At 72.7% G+C, this 18060-nt stretch carries 19 protein-coding genes; 15 read left to right on the top strand and 4 right to left on the bottom strand.

All coding sequences use genetic code 11. From position 1 onward, the window contains the following. Window positions 1-139 precede the first annotated feature (139 nt). A complete protein-coding gene (locus JOD95_RS16695; protein ID WP_209684834.1) occupies window positions 140-1234 on the bottom strand; it encodes a M23 family metallopeptidase in 1095 nt (364 codons plus the stop codon). A gap of 162 nt (window positions 1235-1396) precedes the next feature. Here JOD95_RS16695 and JOD95_RS09870 point away from each other — a divergent pair, with 162 nt between their 5' ends. Next, a complete protein-coding gene (locus tag JOD95_RS09870) occupies window positions 1397-1885 on the top strand; it encodes a hypothetical protein (protein WP_066657341.1) in 489 nt (162 codons plus the stop codon). Window positions 1886-1998: 113 nt separating this feature from the next. Next, the gene (locus JOD95_RS09875) at window positions 1999-4209 is read left to right on the top strand and encodes an NADP-dependent isocitrate dehydrogenase (protein WP_209684835.1); all 2211 of its coding nucleotides are present in this window, start codon (window positions 1999-2001) and stop codon (window positions 4207-4209) included. Window positions 4210-4401: 192 nt separating this feature from the next. Here JOD95_RS09875 and JOD95_RS09880 read toward each other — a convergent pair whose 3' ends face one another. Then, a complete protein-coding gene (locus JOD95_RS09880) occupies window positions 4402-4854 on the bottom strand; it encodes a DUF3817 domain-containing protein (protein ID WP_209684836.1) in 453 nt (150 codons plus the stop codon). Between the two features lie 98 nt (window positions 4855-4952). On the opposite strand from JOD95_RS09880, the gene JOD95_RS09885 reads away from it, so the two are divergent. Both JOD95_RS09885 and JOD95_RS09890 read left to right on the top strand, forming a co-directional pair. Then, window positions 4953-5729 carry a ThuA domain-containing protein gene (locus tag JOD95_RS09885; RefSeq protein ID WP_200884121.1) on the top strand — a complete coding sequence of 259 codons (777 nt, stop codon included), beginning with the start codon at window positions 4953-4955 and terminating at the stop codon, window positions 5727-5729. Next, complete coding sequence (locus JOD95_RS09890; protein ID WP_209684837.1) at window positions 5726-6877, top strand: PP2C family protein-serine/threonine phosphatase; 1152 nt, start codon at window positions 5726-5728, stop codon at window positions 6875-6877. Before JOD95_RS09885 ends, JOD95_RS09890 begins: the two co-directional genes overlap by 4 nt. Window positions 6878-6926: 49 nt before the next feature. Here the strand turns inward: JOD95_RS09890 and JOD95_RS09895 are convergent, their stop codons facing one another. Further along, window positions 6927-7358 carry a hypothetical protein gene (locus JOD95_RS09895; protein WP_158407778.1) on the bottom strand — a complete coding sequence of 144 codons (432 nt, stop codon included), beginning with the start codon at window positions 7356-7358 and terminating at the stop codon, window positions 6927-6929. A gap of 79 nt (window positions 7359-7437) precedes the next feature. On the opposite strand from JOD95_RS09895, the gene JOD95_RS09900 reads away from it, so the two are divergent. The 8 genes from JOD95_RS09900 (at window position 7438) to JOD95_RS09935 (ending at window position 14606) form a co-directional block, all read left to right on the top strand. Beyond that, window positions 7438-8103: a ScbR family autoregulator-binding transcription factor gene (locus tag JOD95_RS09900; protein ID WP_209684838.1), complete on the top strand. Its 666-nt coding sequence runs from the start codon at window positions 7438-7440 to the stop codon at window positions 8101-8103. Window positions 8104-8218: 115 nt separating this feature from the next. Then, window positions 8219-9097, top strand: coding sequence for an aminoglycoside phosphotransferase family protein (locus tag JOD95_RS09905; protein WP_245172041.1), 879 nt, complete (start codon window positions 8219-8221; stop codon window positions 9095-9097). A gap of 57 nt (window positions 9098-9154) precedes the next feature. Further along, on the top strand, window positions 9155-9775 hold the full coding sequence (locus tag JOD95_RS09910; RefSeq protein WP_209684839.1) for a hypothetical protein: 621 nt from the start codon (window positions 9155-9157) through the stop codon (window positions 9773-9775). Between the two features lie 298 nt (window positions 9776-10073). Beyond that, window positions 10074-10721 (top strand): ABC transporter permease, encoded by a 648-nt coding sequence (locus JOD95_RS09915; RefSeq protein ID WP_066657303.1) that lies wholly within the window; start codon window positions 10074-10076, stop codon window positions 10719-10721. Beyond that, window positions 10708-11985 carry an ATP-binding cassette domain-containing protein gene (locus tag JOD95_RS09920; RefSeq protein ID WP_066657297.1) on the top strand — a complete coding sequence of 426 codons (1278 nt, stop codon included), beginning with the start codon at window positions 10708-10710 and terminating at the stop codon, window positions 11983-11985. The genes JOD95_RS09915 and JOD95_RS09920 overlap by 14 nt, the downstream gene beginning before the upstream one ends. Further along, a complete protein-coding gene (locus JOD95_RS09925) occupies window positions 11982-12761 on the top strand; it encodes an ABC transporter permease (protein WP_209684840.1) in 780 nt (259 codons plus the stop codon). The genes JOD95_RS09920 and JOD95_RS09925 overlap by 4 nt, the downstream gene beginning before the upstream one ends. Next, window positions 12758-13861 carry a glycine betaine ABC transporter substrate-binding protein gene (locus JOD95_RS09930; protein WP_209684841.1) on the top strand — a complete coding sequence of 368 codons (1104 nt, stop codon included), beginning with the start codon at window positions 12758-12760 and terminating at the stop codon, window positions 13859-13861. The genes JOD95_RS09925 and JOD95_RS09930 overlap by 4 nt, the downstream gene beginning before the upstream one ends. Window positions 13862-14078: 217 nt before the next feature. Next, entirely contained in the window at window positions 14079-14606 is a 528-nt protein-coding gene (locus tag JOD95_RS09935; protein WP_209684842.1) for a GNAT family N-acetyltransferase, read from the top strand. 48 nt (window positions 14607-14654) lie between these two features. Here the strand turns inward: JOD95_RS09935 and JOD95_RS09940 are convergent, their stop codons facing one another. Further along, complete coding sequence (locus JOD95_RS09940) at window positions 14655-14930, bottom strand: hypothetical protein (protein WP_209684843.1); 276 nt, start codon at window positions 14928-14930, stop codon at window positions 14655-14657. Between the two features lie 116 nt (window positions 14931-15046). On the opposite strand from JOD95_RS09940, the gene JOD95_RS09945 reads away from it, so the two are divergent. From JOD95_RS09945 to JOD95_RS09955, 3 genes are all read left to right on the top strand, one after another. Then, on the top strand, window positions 15047-15733 hold the full coding sequence (locus JOD95_RS09945) for a hypothetical protein (RefSeq protein ID WP_066657291.1): 687 nt from the start codon (window positions 15047-15049) through the stop codon (window positions 15731-15733). A 125-nt stretch (window positions 15734-15858) separates the two neighbouring features. Continuing rightward, window positions 15859-16575, top strand: a complete 717-nt coding sequence (locus JOD95_RS09950; protein WP_235426401.1) for a hypothetical protein — start codon at window positions 15859-15861, stop codon at window positions 16573-16575. A 36-nt stretch (window positions 16576-16611) separates the two neighbouring features. Further along, window positions 16612-18057 carry an NAD(P)/FAD-dependent oxidoreductase gene (locus JOD95_RS09955; protein WP_066657289.1) on the top strand — a complete coding sequence of 482 codons (1446 nt, stop codon included), beginning with the start codon at window positions 16612-16614 and terminating at the stop codon, window positions 18055-18057. Window positions 18058-18060 lie beyond the last annotated feature (3 nt).

Below are 18060 nucleotides of genomic sequence, written 5' to 3' on the forward strand. Positions count from 1 at the left end.
CGCCGCCGCGCCGGTGCTGCACGAGTGCTGTGGGTCCGGGGTGCACGGACCGGGACGTCAGCGGTCCCGACGATCCGCCGGGTCGCCCGGGTCGGATCGAGCCCGGGTCGGATCGTGCTCGGGCCGGGTCGTGCTCGGGTCAGATCGTGAGCGAGCGGCCGATGCGGGCCTCGAGCCAGGCCTCGGGGTCGATCGGCGTGACGCCGTCCATCAGGACCTCGAGGTGGAGGTGTGCGCCCGTCGAGACGCCGGAGGAGCCGACGCTGCCGATGAACTGGCCGGCCTCGACGGTGTCGCCGGCCCGCAGCGGCGACGACCCGGGGATCATGTGCCCGTACAGGGTCGAGACCCGGCGGCCCTCGATCACGTGGTCGATGATCACCGTCGTGCCGTACGAGAAGTACGTGCCCGAGACGCGGACGGTGCCGGCGGCGACGGCGCCGATCGGGGCGCCCATGCCCGGGTTGAAGTCGAGACCCTGGTGGAGCGAGGAGCACGCGGCGCACGGAGCGGAGCGGTACCCGAACCCGGAGCTCATGCGCACCGGGCCGGGGAACGGCGAGCGGACCTCGCCACCGTACGACACCGCGCCCTCGGCGCCGCCGTCACCGGCGACGACGACCTGCTGCCCGCCGCCGACCGTGAAGTCGTCGCGGTCGAGGGCGGCCGCCGTGACCGCCTGGGTGACCGCGTAGTCCTGGGTGCGGACCTGCGGCGCGAGCGTGGACGTCGCTGACGAGGTGCCGGCGCTGGCGTGGGCGGGCATCGCGGACGCGGCGAACATCGCGAGTGCGGCAGCGGCGCTGGTCAGCGTGATGCGGCTCGCGCGGTGCGAGCGGGACGGGCGCGTTGCACGTGCCGCGGGCGTCGCGGCGACCGGCAGCGCGGCACTCCGTCGACGGACGACCCGGGTGATCCGCGCGTCGACGTGCTCGGTGGTGGCCCGGGCCTCGGTGGTGCGACGTCCCGACCGCGCAGCGACCGGGACGGTGTGCGGAGCCGGAGCCGGAGCCGGAGCCGGAGCGGCCGACGACTCGGGCGTGCGTCCGGGCGCCGGTGCGGGGGAGACGGTCGCGACCGCCGGGGCCGCGTCCGAGCGGGACGGGCGGGGAGCGCGGGTGCGACGCGCTGCCTTGCCAGCCGCTGCGCGCTCGGCCTCGAGGGCAGCGCGACGGGACAGGTGCACGACCGGGGTCTCCGGCTGCTGCTGGTCGGTGTCGTGTGTCGTCGTCATGGCCGCAGACCATTCTGCACGAGTCTGTCGCTTTGTACAGGGGTGATCGTGATCTTCCCGTTACCGAACGGCTGGCAGTCCGCTGACGTGTCACCGCGGTTGCGTGCCCGCTGGACGTTGCGTCGGTAGTGTCCGAGACCAGCGACCGGAAGGACCTGCGCCATGGCCCGAACGCCGCGGGAACGCCACGAACCCATCGACCTCGCGACCGCCGAGGTCGTGCTCGCCGGCACCCAGGAACTGCTCCCCGTCCTCCGGGCGTCGGCCGTCCGTGCGGGCGTCGACGCCGCCAGGATGCGGGTCGTCGGGGTGGACGACCTCCCCGATCCCCACGAGCACGCCGATGCCGACCTCGCGGTGATCGCGATCCGCCGACCGGGCGACGACCCCGCGTTCCACCGGGCACAGGAGGCCGCGGAACTCATCGCGCCGCTGCTCGCACCGAACGCCGTGCGCATCGTCATCACGGTCTCGGGGGTGACCCGGCTCGCCCCGAAGGTCGAGCGGACGCTGACGTCCGAGGTGCTCCACCAGATCGGCGTGGCCTCGGCCCGCTCGGGCTTCAAGCGCCCCTTCCGGAGCATGCGGACCCGCCTCGGCACCGCCGGACTGCGGGCCGCCGGGGTGCGGGTGTTCCGGATCACGATCTGACCCGACCCCACGGCAGTGCCCGACCGGGTATCTTGACGTCGAGAGAAACCGCGCCGCGAGTACCGTGGACGGACCGAGGTCCGGCACGGTCGAACAAGGGAGTACCCGCCAGCATGGCCAAGATCATCTACACGCTCACGGACGAGGCACCGTTCCTCGCCACCCACTCGTTCCTGCCGGTCGTCGAGGCGTTCGCGCGCACCGCGGGGGTCGACGTCGAGACCCGCGACATCTCGCTCTCCGGTCGGATCATCGCCCAGTTCCCGGAGCGGCTCACCGACGAGCAGCGCCTGGACGACGCCCTGGCGGAGCTCGGCGAGCTCGCGGGGACGCCCGAGGCGAACATCATCAAGCTGCCGAACATCTCGGCGTCGATCCCGCAGCTCAAGGCGGCGGTCAAGGAGCTCCAGGCGCAGGGCTACGACCTGCCCGCCTACCCCGACGAGCCCACCACCGCCGAGGAGCGCGACGTCCGGGCCCGCTACGACCGCGTCAAGGGCAGCGCCGTCAACCCGGTCCTGCGCGAGGGCAACTCCGACCGCCGCGCGCCGCTGTCGGTGAAGAACTACGCCCGCAAGCACCCGCACCGCATGGGCGCCTGGAGCCACGAGTCGCGGACCAACGTCGTGACGATGGGCAAGGACGACTTCCGCTCGAACGAGCAGTCGTGGATCGCCCCCGCCGACGACACCCTGACGATCGAGTTCGTGGCCGCCGACGGCGACACCACCGTGCTCAAGCAGTCGATCCCCGTCCTCGCGGGCGAGGTCGTCGACGGCACCGTCCTGCACGTCCGCGCGCTCGAGGCGTTCCTGCAGGACCAGATCCGTGCCGCGCAGGACCAGGGCGTCCTGTTCTCGGTGCACCTCAAGGCCACGATGATGAAGGTCTCCGACCCGATCATCTTCGGCCACGTCATCCGGGCGTTCTTCCCGACCGTGTTCGAGCGCTACGGGGCCGACCTCGCCGCCGCCGGCCTGAACCCGAACGACGGCCTCGGCTCGATCCTCGCCGGGCTCGACAGCGTGCCGAACGGCGCGGAGATCACGCAGGCGTTCGCCGACGGGATCGACGCAGGCCCCGAGCTCGCGATGGTCGACTCGGACAAGGGCATCACCAACCTGCACGTGCCGAGCGACGTCATCGTCGACGCCTCGATGCCCGCGATGATCCGCACCTCCGGCCACATGTGGGGCCCGGACGGCGAGGAGCACGACACCCTCGCGGTCATCCCCGACTCGAGCTACGCCGGCATCTACCAGGCCGTCATCGAGGACTGCCGCGCGAACGGCGCCTTCGACCCGTCGACCATGGGCTCCGTGCCGAACGTCGGGCTCATGGCGCAGAAGGCCGAGGAGTACGGCTCGCACGACAAGACCTTCGAGCTCCCCGGCGACGGGAAGGTCCGCGTCGTCACGAGCTCCGGTGAGACGGTCATCGAGCACGAGGTCGAGCAGGGCGACATCTGGCGTGCCTGCCAGACGAAGGACGTGGCGATCCGCGACTGGGTGAAGCTCGCCGTCACGCGCGCCCGTGCCACCGGTTCGCCCGCCGTGTTCTGGCTGGACGAGACGCGTGCGCACGACGCGAACCTGATCGGGCTGGTCCGGCAGTACCTCGGCGAGCACGACACCGACGGCCTGCAGATCGAGGTCATGGCACCCGAGGACGCCATGCGCTTCTCGCTCGAGCGCATCCGTCGCGGCGAGGACACCATCTCGGTCACGGGCAACGTGCTCCGCGACTACCTCACCGACCTGTTCCCGATCATGGAGCTCGGCACCTCGGCGAAGATGCTCTCCGTCGTCCCGCTCCTGGGCGGCGGCGGGCTGTTCGAGACCGGTGCCGGCGGGTCGGCCCCGAAGCACGTGCAGCAGCTGGTCGAGCAGGACTACCTGCGCTGGGACTCCCTGGGTGAGTTCCTCGCGCTCGCGGTGTCGCTCGAGCACCTCGCGGGTGTGACGGGCAACGCACGGGCGAAGGTGCTGGCGGACACGCTCGACCGTGCCACGGGGACGTTCCTCGACGAGGACAAGTCGCCCGGCCGCAAGCTCGGATCGATCGACAACCGCGGCAGCCACTTCTACCTGGCGAAGTACTGGGCCGACGAGCTCGCCCGGCAGACCGAGGACACCGAGCTCGCAGCGGCGTTCCAGGGCCTGGCGGCGCAGCTCGACGAGCACGAGCAGACGATCGTCGACGAGCTGGTGGCGGTCCAGGGCAAGCCGGCCGACATCGGCGGCTACTACCGCCCGGACGCGGCGAAGACGAACGCCGTGATGCGTCCGTCGGCCACCCTCAACGAGGCGCTGGCCGCGCTCTAGGCGCGCACCGACGACGGACGGGAGGCGCGGTGCCAGCTGGCACCGCGCCTCCCGTCCGTCACGCGGTCGCGCTCAGACCCTGTCTTGGTCGCAGGACATGCCGTCGCCGCCGGACGTGAGCGGCAAGTCGTGCGACCGGGACGATCGCGGGCGGCAAGTCGTGCGACCGGGTCGGCCGAGGGCGGCGCCGCGTCAGCCCTTGGGGACCGGGGGACCGACGACCAGCAGCGCCGAGAACACCAGCGCGACCGCCACGACCCCGATCGCCACCGACACCCCGGGCCGACGCACCACGAAGAAGAGCAGGCGGTCCCAGACCCCGGACCGCTCGTCGGCGGTCCGTCGCCAGGGGCCCTCGAGCATGCCGCGCCGGGCGACCGCGACCTCGAACGGCACGGTCGCGTACGGCACGACGGCGCTCGCCCACCCGAGCACGAGCGCCCCGACCGACCAGCGCTGGTTCACCGCGACGACCGTCGTCACCACGAGGTACGCCAGGAACACGAACCCGTGGATGCTCCCGCCGATGCGCACGCCCAGGTCGCCGGCGTCCAGCCCGTACTTCAGCACCATCCCGGCGATCAGCAGTGTCCAGGTCACGAGTTCGGCCACCGCGGCGGCACGGAACAGGGAGCGAGGGGTCATGCCGACATGGTCGCGCACCCGTCCGGGAGAACCCCCGACACCCCCGACACACCGCCGGTCGTATCGATTCGACCAGGGGAGCGGGTAGCGTCGGGGGCATGTCAGCGCCGACCGAGAGCCGTCCCCTGAACATCGTCGTCTGGAACGAGAACGTGCACGAGAGCCGCGGTGACGCGACCGTGCTCGGGCACTACCCCGACGGCATGCACACCGTGATCGCCGCCGCGCTCCGGGAGCACCACCCCGAGGCATCGGTGGGCACCGCCACGCTGCAGGAGCCCGAGCACGGTCTGACCGCCGAGCGCCTGGCGGAGACGGACGTGCTGTTCTGGTGGGGACACGTCGCGCACCAGGACGTGTCGGACGAGGTCGTCACCCGCGTGGTCGAGGCCGTGCACGCCGGGATGGGCCTGGTCGTCCTGCACTCGGGGCACTACTCGAAGCCGTTCACCCGGCTGATGGGCACGACGTGCTCGCTGAAGTGGCGGAACGACGGAGAGCGCGAGCTCGTCTGGACGATCGCACCCGAGCACCCGATCGCCGCCGGCGTCCCGCACCCGATCGTCATCGACCGCCAGGAGATGTACGGCGAGTACTTCGACATCCCGCGCCCCGACGAGGAGGTCTTCCTGTCGACCTTCGCCGGCGGCGAGGTCTTCCGCTCCGGTGTCGCCTACCGCCGGGGACTCGGCCGGGTCTTCTACTTCTCGCCGGGCGACCAGGAGTACCCCGTCTACCACCACCCGGACATCCAGCGGGTGCTCGCGAACGCGGCGGCCTGGGCGGCCCCGGTGTCCGAGCGACGCGAGCTGACGGCTGACCCCCACCCGCGGGACTGGTTCCTCGCCGGTGGTGCGGGTACACAGGAGGGGTGACCAACCATCTCGACGGTGCGGCCCGCCGCACTGCGGTGATCGAGGCGCTCGAGGTACTCGGATCAGGGCCCGAGGAGCGCTTCGACCGCATCACCCGCATGACGCACGAGGCGTTCGGCGTCCCGCTGACCTTCCTCAACCTCGTCCACCACGACCTCGTCACCACGCAGTCGACGTTCGGGTTCCAGCAGGGCACGAGCGTGCCGGCGACCGGGCAGTTCTGCGCGACGACGGTGCTCACTCCCGAGCCGATGGTCGTCCCGGACACGCTCCTCGACCTCCGCTTCGCCGACACCCCCGCCGTGACCGAGTACGGGGTCCGGTTCTACGCCGGCGCACCGCTGACGATGTCCGACGGCACGCGGGTCGGGACGCTGTGCGTGATGGACGCGCAGCCGCGAGTGTTCTCCGACGAGGACCTCGCGCTCCTCGGGGACCTCGCCCGGTGGGCGGAGCGCGAGCTCGGCCACTCGATCGAGCGGGGCCGGGTACGACGTGTCCTCACCGGGCTCGTGCCCGACCCGGTCACGACCGGGGGAGCCGCGGTCGACGGGTTCCTCGAGCCGGACGAGGACGGGGGCGACCTGGTCGACTGGCGCACCGCCGCGGACGGGTCCGTCCAGGCCACGATCGGCACGGTCACCGCGGGCGGTCGGGCCTCGGCGCTCCTCGCGGCGTCGGTCCGTGCCGCCGTCGTCGCCCGCACGGACCTGCCGCTGCACGACGCGCTCGCCGGCCTGGAGGCGCAGCTCGCCCCCGACCTGTCGGCCGGCGGTGCCGTCGGGTCGCTCCTGCACGTGCGCCTCGACCCGACGACGGGTCACGCCGAGTGGGTCGACGCCGGGCACGGTCCGGCGCTGCTCGTGCGGGCCGACGGGACGGTGGCCGCGCTGCGGTCGTCGGACCTGCCGATCGGCCTGCAGCCGGACACCGTGCCGCGCACGGTCGGCGCGCTGGACCTCGGGCCGGGGGACCGCGTGGTGCTGGCGACCGACGGCGCGCTGGCGCTCGACGGCGTCGGGGACGTGCAGGGGCTCGGAGCGCTCGCGGTGGAGCACCCCGAGGACCTCGTCGCGCACGTCCGGTCGCTCGTCCCCGTCGGTGGCGACGGTGCGGACGTCGCCGTCGTGGTGCTCACCCGCACCTGACCGCGCGGAGTCGGGGGCGGGTGCCCCTCCGGGCGGACGTGCTGCGGCGTCAGCGGCCGCGGGGCGCCGGTCGTCCGGTGGCGGCCGCGACGAGCAGCGTGGCCAGGAGCGCGAAGCCGGCGAGCTCGACCCCGAGGCCGGCGGTCTTCCAGTAGGCGCTGCCGACGACCTGCGGCTGCGTGATCGCGTCCGGCCACCACGGATCGAGGAACGGCACCGTGCCGGGGAAGGGGTCGAGCCCGAGGACCACGAGTCCCCCGAGGAGCAGCACCACGCCGAGGCCCGCCATCGCGCCACGGGACCGGTGCAGCATCCGCACGACGAGGGCTGCCGCCATGCCGGCCATGCCGGCCACGGCGAGCAGGAAGGCGATGACGACGACCGGTTGCGGGGTGAGGGCCACCCAGTCGAGCACGGCGATCGGCAGCAGCAGCCACCGTCCCACCCGTACCCAGCGCCGCGGGGCCCGCCATCCGTCCATGCCGGTCACGGTACGGCAGCGCTCGGGGGGTCCCCTGAGGGCCTCCTCCGGGCGGGGCCGGCTGGCTACCATCGAGCACATGGCGCAGGACGGCCGGATCAGGCAGGAGCGGGCGGTGGCGACGCGCGCGGCCCTCATCGAGGCCGCGGCGGCCGAGTTCGACGAGCGCGGCTACCTCGGGGCGTCGATGGACGGCGTCGCCGAGCGTGCCGGCATGACCAAGGGGGCGCTGTACTTCCACTTCCGGTCGAAGGCCGACATCGCCAGCGCGGTGATCGCTCGGCAGGACGAGATCTCCCGGCACTACGCGGAGGTCGCCGCCGCGCGTTCGGCATCGCCGCTGGAGTCCCTGATGTGGATGTCGCAGGGCGTGGCGACGCAGATGACGCGGGAGGTCGTGGTCCGTGCGGGGCTCCGGCTCGCCGCGGACCCGAACGCCCGGGAGATCCCGCGCGAGCACCCGTTCGGCCGCTGGGTGGAGCACACGGCCGACATCATCCGTCGGGCGATCGAGGTCGGCGAGGTCGACCCGTCGTGGGACCCGGAGCTCGTCGGGCACGTCGTGAGCCCCGCCGTCGCCGGTGTGCAGATGGTGTCGGACATGCTGCACGACCGGGCGGACCTGTACGACCGGCTGCAGGAGCTCTGGACGATGCTGCTGTCGGCGATGGCGACCGAACGGACCCGGGCCGAGGTGCCTCGACTCGTGGCGATCATCCGGCCGGAGGGCCCCGGGGAGGTCTGAGCGACGCGGGTCCCCCCAGGGACACCCACGTCGCTTCTCTTGGAGGATACCAAGGAGTACGTTTCCGCAGCAGCCCCACTTCGCGGGGATGACGACGACGTCGTACCCTGGCCTGATGGGCACCCCGGCGGCCGAGTTCCACGTCGACGTCGAGCTGGTCGTCGCACTGCTCCGTGACCAGCACCCGGACCTCGCCGACCTGCCCCTGCGGGTCGTGGCGAGCGGGTGGGACAACGTCGTGGTCCGTGCCGGTGACGCCCTCGCCGTGCGGCTGCCCCGCCGCGCCGCGGCCGCCACCCTCGTCGAGCACGAGCAGCGGTGGCTGCCGACGATCGCTGCGCTGGTGGGGGACGCCGCACCCGTCCCGGAGCCCGTCCGCACCGGCCGTCCCGCGCTCGGCTACCCGTGGGCGTGGAGCATCGTGCCGTGGTTGCCCGGGCGACCGGCGGGTGAGCAGGCCCAGGGCGTCCGGGTGGCACGGGACCTCGCCGCCGTCGTGACCCGCCTGCACGTGCCGGCACCGGCGGACGCCCCCGCGAACCCGGTCCGCGCCGTCCCGCTCGCGACGCGGAGCGAGGCCGTGACGACGCGACTGGCGACGGACGACGTGCCCCGCGCCGTGGAGCTGGCCACGCTCTGGCGGACCGCTGCCGGTGCGCCGACGCACGTCGGGCCTCCCGTCTGGGTGCACGGTGACCTGCACCCGTTCAACCTGCTCGTCGAGCCGACGCCGCTCGGTGACCGACGCCTGTCGGCCGTGGTCGACTTCGGTGACCTGACCGCGGGCGACCCGGCGGTCGACCTCGCCACCCGGTGGTTGACGCTCGACGACGCCGGCGGGCGGACGTTCGCGTCGCTCGTCGACGCGGACCCCGCCACCTGGACCCGGGCGCGCGGGTGGGCCGTGTCGATCGCGTCGGCGCTCGCCGTGACGGACGACGACGCGTTCCGGACGGTCGCGGCCCGGGCGATCGACGCGGTGCTGGACGGCTGAGCCCGCAGGGGTTACCGTTCCCTCACCTGTCCGTGCACTGGAGATCGGAGGGGCCTGATGACCCTCGAGTTCCGCGTCCCGCACGACGTCGACACCGACGCCTCTCCCGCCCCGTCCGCCCGACCCGACGCCGTCCGTCGCACCGGTCTCCGCGGTCTGCTCGACCGCCTGGCCGTCCGGCGCGCGGCAGCCCGCGACCGACGGCTGGTCGCCCACCTGCACGAGCTCGACGACCTGCAACGGCTGCTCACCGGCGCACGGGGCGTCGTCGAGCAGGGGTGGATCCAACACTCCTGGTTCGCCTACCTCGACGAGCACGGACGCCTGCGCAAGGCGTCGAGTGCTGCGGCGCTCGCCGCCCAGGGCCGACCGCTCGTCGCCGCCTGCCTGGTGGGGGCCGTCGTCTCGGCGGCGGGTGGCCCGCAGGTCGTGCACTCGCAGCCGGTGCAGCGGGCCCTCGACCTGGTGTGGCACGCCCTGGCCGCCGACGAGGGGCGACCGGTGGTCTGGTGCCCGGCGCCGGACGTCCGGATGGCCCGGGTCCGCGACCTCACCACCTGGAACGACCGGCCCGGGCGGAGCGCTGCCGAGGTCGCGTCGCTGCTCCTCACCGCGGAGCGGGTCGCCGTGCACGAGGCCGAGCGGGTCGCCGCCCGACGCGTCCCCCTGCCGGCCTGATCGGGGAGCCGGACCGTCCCGGGTCCCACCGGACGACCCGTCGTACCCCGTGCGGCGGGTCGTCCCCGCTGCGGGCAGGATCCCGCAGTAGCCGACCGCTGCTCGACATCGTTACCGTTCTCCCAGGTGACACCGCTCCCTCGCCCGCTGAACTGGGGTTTCTTCCTGCGCGAAATTGCAGGAACTGCACGGATCGGACGTTTGCCGTTGGTCAAGTACCCCGACCCCTGCGTACGGTCGGTCGAGTTCGTGCCCCGTCCGGTGGGGCGTTCGGCCGACCAGGGAGGGGCGCCCAACCGTGTTCCAGTACGTCGTGGAGCGATGGGACCAGATCTGGTTCTCGTCGTGGCAGCACTTCTCACTGGTCGTCCAGTGCACCGTGCTCGCCACGCTCATCGCCGTGGTGCTCGCAGCACTCGTCTACCGCAGTCCGCAGCTGACCTCGATCGCGAACGGGGTGTCCGCCGTCGGGCTGACCCTGCCGTCGTTCGCCGTGATCGGTCTGCTCATCGTGCCGCTCGGGTTCGGCGTCGTGCCGTCCGTCGTCACGGTCGTGTTCTTCGCCACGCTGCCGATCCTGCGGAACGCGGTGGTCGGCCTCGCCGAGATCCCGCCGACGGTCGTCGAGTCGGCGCGGGGGATCGGCATGAGCCGGATGCGCACCCTGCTGCAGGTCGAGCTGCCGATGGCGTGGCCGATCATCCTGAGCGGCGTGCGGGTGTCCGCGCAGATGGTGATGGGCATCGCCGCGATCGCCGCCTACGCGCTCGGCCCCGGCCTCGGTGGCTTCATCTTCTCCGGCCTGTCCCGCCTCGGCGGCGCCAACGCCCTGAACTCCGTCGTCGTCGGGGTGGTCGGGGTCGTCCTGCTCGCCCTCGTCCTCGACCTGCTCCTCATCGGCCTCGGCCGCCTGACCACCCCGAGAGGTATCCGTGTCCAGCACTGACTCCGCCACCACCACCGCCCCCGAGGGCGACGTCACCGGCCGCAGCATCCTGCTCGACGAGGTCACCAAGCGGTACCCGGGCCAGCAGAAGCCCGCAGTCGACGGCATCACGCTCGAGATCCCGGCCGGCAAGATCGTCATGCTCGTCGGCCCGTCCGGCTGCGGCAAGACCACCACGCTGAAGATGATCAACCGGCTCATCGAACCCACCGAGGGCCGCATCGTCGTCGGGGACGAGGACGTCACCGGCATCGACGCCGACGAGCTCCGCCGACGCATGGGCTACGTCATCCAGGCCGGCGGCCTCTTCCCGCACATGACCGTCGCGGCGAACATCGGGATCGTCCCGAAGATGCTCGGCTGGTCGAAGGAGAAGATCGCCGCCCGCGTCGACGAGCTCCTCGACCTGGTCTCGCTCGACCCGGCCACCTACCGCGACCGCTTCCCCCGCGAGCTCTCCGGCGGCCAGCAGCAGCGCGTCGGTGTCGCCCGGGCGCTCGCCGCGGACCCGCCCGTCCTGCTCATGGACGAGCCGTTCGGCGCCGTCGACCCGATCACCCGGCAGCGCCTGCAGGACGAGCTCCTGCGCATCCAGGAGGAACTGCACAAGACGATCGTCATCGTCAGCCACGACTTCGACGAGGCCGTGAAGCTGGGCGACTGGATCGTGATCTTCACCGAGGGTGCGCACATCGTGCAGTACGACACCCCGGAGCGGATCCTGGCCGAACCGGCGAACGAGTTCGTGGAGAACTTCATCGGCTCCGGCGCCGGCCTCAAGCAGCTGACCCTCAACCGCGTGCGGGACGTCGACGTCGTCGACGCCGTGACCTGCTCGCCGGGCGAGGAGGCGAAGGCCGTCCTGCAGCGCATGGACGAGGCCGGACGGCACGGGCACGCCGTCGTGGTCGACCGCCGTCAGCGCCCGATCGGGTGGCCGTCCCGGCGGCAGCTCGAGCGCCTCGACCGCATCCCGGAGGGCATCGACCCCGCCCTGCCCGTCGTGGGCGAGGGGGCGACGCTCAACGACGCGCTCGACACCATGCTCGTCTCGAGCGCCGGTGCCGCGCTCGTCACCGGGCGCCGTGACGCCTTCCGCGGCGTCATCACCGTCGAGACCGTCATGGAGGCCATCACCCGGTCCCGTGCGGCCGCCGCGGACGAGCAGGCGTACACGCCGGTCGGTACGAACACGAACCCGATCGAGACCCTGCCGTCCTCGCCCGTGGCCCCGACGGTCGCGACGTCCGGGGAGGACCTGTGACCACCGTCGCGACCGACGCGCCCGCCGCAGCCGGCCCGGGCACCGCGCAGCGCACCCCCTGGAAGGGCCTGCTCGTCCAGCCGATCGCGATCCTGGTGGTCCTGGCCGCCTGGGTCCTCTGGCTGAACACCGCGGACCTCAGTGCCACCGAGCGCTCGACCCTCAACCCGTCGGGCATCCTCGAGCTCACCGGACAGCACCTCGTCCTGACGCTCCAGGCCACCGTGCTCGTGCTCGTGATCGGCATCCCGCTCGGGGTCCTGCTCACCCGCGGCCCCTTCCGGCGGGCGAGCACCACGGTCATCGCCGTCGCGAACTTCGGACAGGCGGCCCCCGCGGTCGGGCTCATCGTGCTGCTCGCGGCCTGGCTCGGCCTGAACAGCTGGTCGGCGGTCGTCGCCCTCGTGCTCTACGCGATCCTGCCGGTGCTCCGGAACACCATGCTCGGTGTGCAGAGCGTCGACGACCGGCTCGTCGAGGCCGGCCGCGGCATGGGCATGAGCGCCCTCAGCGTGCTGCTCAAGGTCGAACTGCCGCTGGCGGTCCCGGTCATGCTCTCCGGCATCCGGACGGCCCTGGTGCTGCTCGTCGGCACCGCGAGCCTGGCGACCTTCGTCGGCGCGGGTGGCCTCGGGCTCCTCATCACCACGGGCGTGAACCTGTTCCTGCCGAAGGTGCTCGTCTCCGGAGCGCTCCTGGTGGCGCTCCTCGCCCTGACCATCGACTGGATCGGCCGCGTGGTCGAGACGGTCGCACGACCGAAGGGACTCCGATGACGCCCGACGACACGACGCACGCCGACGAGACGACCCGCGAGCAGGGCGTACGTCGCGCCCCCCGCACCGACGGGACGGGCGCCCGCCGCGCCTCCCGTCCGTCCACCGGTCGCCGCTGGGTGGCCGCCGCCGCCGTCGCGGGGGCGAGCGCCCTCGTCCTGACCGGCTGCGGCCTGCAGCCGGCCGCGTCCTTCGTGCCGGGTGCCGCGCCGGGATCGATCCAGCGGATCGACGACCTGCCGGACGACGCGAAGCTGACCGTGACGTCGAAGAACTTCACGGAGCAGCTCGTCCTCGGCAAGATCGCCGTCCTCGCCGCCAAGGCGGCCGGGTTCGACGTCACCGACGAGACGAACGTGCCGGGGTCGGTCGCGGTGCGCGAGCTGATGACCTCGCACGGCGCGGACTTCACGTACGAGTACACGGGCACCGCCTGGCTCACGTTCATGGCGCACGAGCAGGGGATCCCCGACAAGACCGAGCAGTGGCAGGCGGTCAAGGACGAGGACGCCGGCAACGGGCTGACCTGGCTCGAACCGGCGCCGATGAACAACACCTACGCGTTCGCCGTGCGCGACGAGGCGGTGTCCGAGCTCGACGACGTGAAGACGCTGTCGGACATCACGAAGCTGCCGGTCGACCAGCGGACGTTCTGCGTCGAGTCGGAGTTCAACTCGCGTGCGGACGGCTTCAAGCCGATGCTCGAGAAGTACGGCCTGGAGCTCGGGGGCTCGGGCGAGAACGGCGTGCCGACGTCGAACGTCAGCATCCTCGACACCGGCACGGTCTACACCGCGACCGACCGGGGCAAGTGCAACTTCGGCGAGGTCTTCACGACCGACGGCCGCATCAAGTCGCTCGGCCTGACCGTGCTCGAGGACGACCGCGGGTTCTTCCCGGCGTACAACGTCGCACCCGTGATCGACTCCGAGACGCTCGAGGAGTACCCGCAGCTCCGTGACGTGTACGACCAGATCTCGCCGGAGCTCACCGACGAGGCGCTGCAGGAGCTGAACCGCCAGGTCGACGTCGAGGGCCGCGAGCCGGCGGACGTCGCCTTCGACTGGATGGTGGACAAGGGCTTCATCACGGCGCCCTGACGGGTGACTCGGTCGTCCGGGCGAACCGGGTGACCTGTCGGACGGGAGGCGCGGTGCCGGTGGGCACCGCGCCTCCCGTCGTCCGCGGGGTCGCGTCGCTGCTCGCGAGCTCCGGACGGGCTGCATCGCGTGGCCGCGTGGCCGCGTGGCCGCGTGTCTGCGTGTCCGCGCGGCCGGCTCCGGACGGCGCGCACGCCGCGTGCATAGTCTCGGACGCGTGGCGGCTTCGGGACGGGACCTCGGCGACGGGTGCACGCTCACGCTGCGCGACCTGAGCACCGTCGACGCCGTCCACGACCTGGTGCAGGCCAACCTCGCACGCCTCCGGGCCGCGGAACCGTGGGCTTGGGCGCCGGTCTCCCGGGACTCGCTCGTCCTGCACACGGAGCAGCTGCTCGGGCAGTACGCGATGGACCGGGCGGTGCCGTGCGTCGTCCGGGTGGACGGGAACATCGTCGGCTCGGTGTCGCTCGCGCTCGACCCGTACCTGGGCCAGGCGTCGCTCGGCTACTGGATCGACGAGCGGTACGAGGGGCGCGGCATCGTCCGACGGGCCGCTTCTGCACTGCTCGAGGTCGCGCGCGAGCGGGGGAGTGCCCGGGTGGAGGTCCGCACCGGCGTCGACAACGCCCGGAGCCGGGCGCTGGCCGAGCGGCTCGGGTTCGTGCACGAGGGGACGCTGCGCAGCGCGCTCCCGCTCGGGCCCCGACGGGTCGACGTGGCGGTGTACGGGCTGTTGACCTGACGGTCCTCGGCGGCGCTCCGCCGGGCCCCCGGCGAGACGAACGCTGCGTCAGCGGCCCTGGGACACGCCCGCCCACACGGCGAACGCGCCGCCGAGCAGGAGCAGCACGCCGACCACGATCCAGACCGCCAGCGCGACGAGGTTGAGGAGGATGCCCCACCCCGCTCGGCCACGGGCCATCGGCTCACGACTGCGGGAGGCGATCCCGAGGCACAGGCCGACGACGGGGGCGAAGAAGGTCCACCCGGCGAGCAGCGAGCAGACCCCGAGCACGAGGCTCGCGGTGCCGAGGCCGGTCCGAGGGGTGTGCTGCACGGTGGTCATGTCCCCGACGCTACGGGGTCCTGCTGCCGCGGCGCGTCCCCCGGTGGTGTGACCGCGGGTCCTCCCGGGGACGGACCTCCTGCGGACGGACGGCCGCACGCCGGTATCGTCGGAGCATGGCCCTGTTCGGACGACGCCCCAGGAACGACGTTCGCGACCGCCCGGTCAGCCAGGTGGAGCTGAAGCGGGCCGTCGACGAGGGCTTCCTCATCGCCAGGGCCGCCGTCACCGTCGCGGTGGCGAACCGGATCATCACGAACGCCCTCCGCGACCAGGGGTACTTCGACCACGCCGTCATCGCCGAGGCCACCCGCGAGGAACTGCACCGCATGGCCGAGGAGCAGCGCGGGGACGCCGCCCGCATGCGGGAGATCCGGTCCACGTCGAGCAACAAGCGGGGGCGCTCGCAGCACCAGCACGACTACAAGCGCGGCGACGACCTGAAGCTCCGCACGCGCGAGGCCACCTACGAGCAGCTCGCCGCCATGCTCGACCGGCGGCGCGACGACCAGGGCTTCGTCGACCGCATCGTGCTGCAGGCCCGTGCCCGGGCGTGGGACGACATCGGCACGACCGTCGTCGGACGTCTCGGGTGGGCGCAGCGCCCGACCGAGGACTACGAGATCGGCCGCGACGAACGTCTGCAGCAGATGCTCGACGAGGACTTCGCGGCGCTGCTCGCGGAGCACCCGGCGGGCGCCGAGGCCCCGGTCGCGACGCCGGCCGATGCGGACGAGCCCGACGAGGGCGACGCCGCCGAGGACGGTACGGATCCCGCCGACGCGGACACCGCACGCCCCTGACGACGGGAGTGCAGGACTGGTACTTGATGTACCACCGAGGTTCGTCTACGGTAGAGGTGTAACGCCCCAGGACCATTCGGCACCGCCGGACTCCTGGGGCGATCGTCGTCTCCGGGGGAGTTGATGTGACCGGTCGGGCAGCCGTCGATGCGCTGGACATCGCCGCACTCGCGGGCCTCCCGCGCCTCTTCAGCGCTGCCCGTCTGTGCCCCTACCTCGCCGCGTGCGACGGTGATCGAGCTGGCGCTCTCCGGCTCTACGCCTGGAACATCGAGATGACCGCCGCGTTCTGGGGTCCGATCGCCGTGCTCGAGGTCGCCGTGCGGAACGCGATGCACGACGCCCTGCGTGCTGGACGGAACGACGACTGGTGGAACGACGAAGCGGTGCACCTCATGCCGCGAGAGCGCCGCGCCGTCGACGGTGCCACGGACACGCTGATGCGACGAGGCTTCGCCCGACCGACCGCCGACCAGGTCGTCGCCGCGACGAGCTTCGGGTTCTGGGTCGGGTTGACCGACGCCGGGGTGCCTCGCCACCCGACCCTCAGCTACGAGACCGTGCTCTGGCAACCGCGCCTGACGACGGCGTTCCCGCACCGCGGCACGCTCCGCCGCAAGGGTCTGCACCGCTTGCTCGACGACGTCCGCCGGTTCCGCAACCGCCTCGCGCACCACGAGCCGATCCACACCGCCCCGCTGGGGCACATCCGTGACGACATCGCCAGGATCGCGGGGGCCGTGAGCCGGGACGCCGAGCGACTCATCGTCGCGTCGAGTCGCATCGACGCCGTGCTCGATCGTCGCGACGAGGCGCTGCAGGCGGGTCGGACGGTCATCTGACCGCCCGCGGGGGCGCGCGTCCCTAGGCTCGGGCACATGGTTGATGCGGTGGTCGTCGGTGCCGGACCGAACGGACTCGCGGCGGCGGTGACGCTCGCGCGGGCCGGGCTGTCGGTCGAGGTCGTCGAGCGGAACGACACGATCGGCGGTGGTGCCCGCACGGCACAGCTGACGCTGCCCGGGTTCCACCACGACGTCTGCTCCGCGGTGCACCCCATGGCGCTGCAGTCCGAGTTCTTCCGGCTCTTCCGCATGGAGGACCGCATCGAGCTCCGGCTGCCCGAGGTGCAGTACGGCCACCCCCTCGACCGAGGCCGCGCCGGCATCGCCTACCGCGACCTCGAGCGCACCGCCGAGGGCCTGGGCATCGACGGCCGCGCCTTCCGGAACCTCATGGCGCCCCTGTCCGGCAGCGCCGACCAGGTCGCGGACTTCGCCACCGACGCGCTGCTGCACGTCCCGCGACACCCGCTCACCGTCCTGCGGTTCGGTCTCCGCGCCCTCGAGCAGGGGAGCGCCGCCTGGAACGCCCGGTTCCGCGACGAGGTCGCACCGGCGATGGTCTCCGGCGTCGCGGCGCACTCGATCCAGCACATGCCGTCCCTGTCGACCGCCGCGGCCGCGCTCTCGCTCGGCTCGTACGCCCACGCCCGCGGTTGGCCCGTGCCGATCGGGGGCAGCCAGGCGATCGTCGACGCGCTCGCCGCCGACCTCGTCGCCCACGGCGGCACCATCGAGACCGGGCGCGAGGTCCGGTCCCTCGCCGACCTGACCCCGGCGAAGGCCGTCCTCTTCGACACGAGCGTCCCGGGCATGCTGCACATCGCCGGGAAGCAGATCCCCACCCCGAAGCGCGGGGCGCTGCGCCGCTTCCGGTTCGGCAACGCGGCGGCGAAGGTCGACTTCGCGCTGTCCGACCCGGTGCCGTGGACGAACACCGAGCTGCGGAAGGCCGGCACCGTGCACATCGGCGGCACCCGTGCGGAGATCGCCGAGGCCGAGCACGCCGTGGCGCAGGGTCGGCACGCCGAACGCCCGTACGTCCTCGGGAGCGAGCCGACCGTGGTCGACCCGAGCCGGGCCCCGCGCGGCAAGCACGTCTTCTGGGCGTACGCACACGTGCCCGCGGGCTCCGACGTCGACCCGACCGACGCGATCGTCCGGCAGGTCGAGCGCTTCGCGCCCGGGTTCCGCGACACCGTCCTGCAGTCGAGCAGCCGCACGGCCGTCCAGATGGGCGAGTACAACCCGAACTACGTCGGCGGCGACATCGCCGCCGGGGCCGCGAGCTTCTGGCAGCTCGTCAAGCGGCCCGTCCTGTCGTCCGATCCGTGGCGGATGGGCGGCGGCATGTACCTGTGCTCGGAGGCGTCCGCGCCCGGCCCGGGTGTGCACGGCATGGCGGGCTGGCACGCGGCCCGCAGCGCCCTGCGGCACACCTTCGGCCTGTCCGAGCACGTCGACCTCGCACCGGAGGACTGAACC

Origin of the sequence: Curtobacterium sp. 1310 (genome assembly GCF_017834105.1) — a bacterium.
In the GTDB taxonomy this organism is placed as follows: domain Bacteria; phylum Actinomycetota; class Actinomycetes; order Actinomycetales; family Microbacteriaceae; genus Curtobacterium.